Source organism: Vibrio splendidus 12E03 (assembly GCF_000272105.2).
Classification (GTDB): Bacteria; Pseudomonadota; Gammaproteobacteria; order Enterobacterales; family Vibrionaceae; genus Vibrio; species Vibrio splendidus_I.
The window spans coordinates 1-1,044 of record NZ_AJZD02000006.1 but is presented as its reverse complement, the minus strand read 5'-3'; the positions used below and the strand labels follow the sequence as shown (position 1 = coordinate 1,044).

The window sequence follows — 1,044 nt, the reverse complement described above, 5'->3', positions numbered from 1 at the left end:
CATGTGCCCCATATCGGTATGACCCAAAGGCAACGGTTGCGCATAGAGCTGCGTTTCAGCGTAAGACGTCGGGGTGCGCAGCGACACGCCACTGCCTGACAATAAAAACTCGACGCCGTCTTTGATGCTCATTTTACTCATCACCGGCAAGCGAGCTTCAATCGGCACGCCTAAGATGTCGATCATTTGCTCGCCTGCCGAGCGTTCAATGACATAACGTGAGGTTTGCACGCTGCTGCCCGATAATTCGGGGGCGGTGCGAATATTTAATGGGGGTGGCGGCGTCTCTACAGGCTCAGGCGGGGTTTGACACCCGGCCAACAAGCCTGCAAAAGACAACATGAGCCAGCGCGTTTGCATATCATTCTCCTGACAATAAAAGACCCCGACACGCTAACAAAAAGGCAAGAGGAAAATCTCGATTAGAAATACATTGGTGGATGTATTTTTAACGAGTATTTATTTTTTAAATTGTGATATCATTACTGGTTTTTTAACTGCTAAGCATTAAACCTCAAGTAGAGTTTTACATTTACAGTAGAAACAAAAACGCCAGCTTATCGCTGGCGTTTGATGTTAAAGCGTTAAGTCAATTCCCTTGTTCATTGATACAGACACTCTCCTTTATTGTTCATAAGACTGCCACACAATGAACAGTGACCTTGTTCATCCGGTAACACCTCCTCTTCTCGATATTTTTTGCAAGTCGGCCACTCAACCTCGTCGCATTCAGGCTTTTGAACCGAAAAAGTAAAACCCAACACGCTACGAAACCAATCGGGTTGATGGATATCGACCTCATGATTTTTCACCTGCAGCGTTAACTGCTCCAGTTCTTGAAGATGCGCACGGCACTCATTGTGAGCATAAATCAAAAAGCCGAACTCTTTTGTCCACTTCACCACAACCTCAACCACATCGATCGCAGCATCTTGCGCTGATTGACTTTCCGTTATTTTGGCCAGTGCCATGGTGCCTTCATCATCATATACATAGATAATCTGCATCAACATCACCCTCCATAGTGAGAGAAATGCTCAAGCA

The 1,044-nt window shown here is 45.9% G+C and carries 2 protein-coding genes; both read right to left on the bottom strand.

Features of this window, described 5'->3' with window-relative positions; translation table 11 throughout:
• Positions 1-360: hypothetical protein (locus A142_RS00755; protein ID WP_019821728.1), on the bottom strand; the 360-nt coding region annotated here is incomplete at its 3' end.
• Between the two features lie 242 nt (positions 361-602).
• On the bottom strand, positions 603-1,007 hold the full coding sequence (locus A142_RS00750; protein ID WP_139137148.1) for a hypothetical protein: 405 nt from the start codon (positions 1,005-1,007) through the stop codon (positions 603-605).
• Between the last annotated feature and the right edge of the window lie 37 nt (positions 1,008-1,044).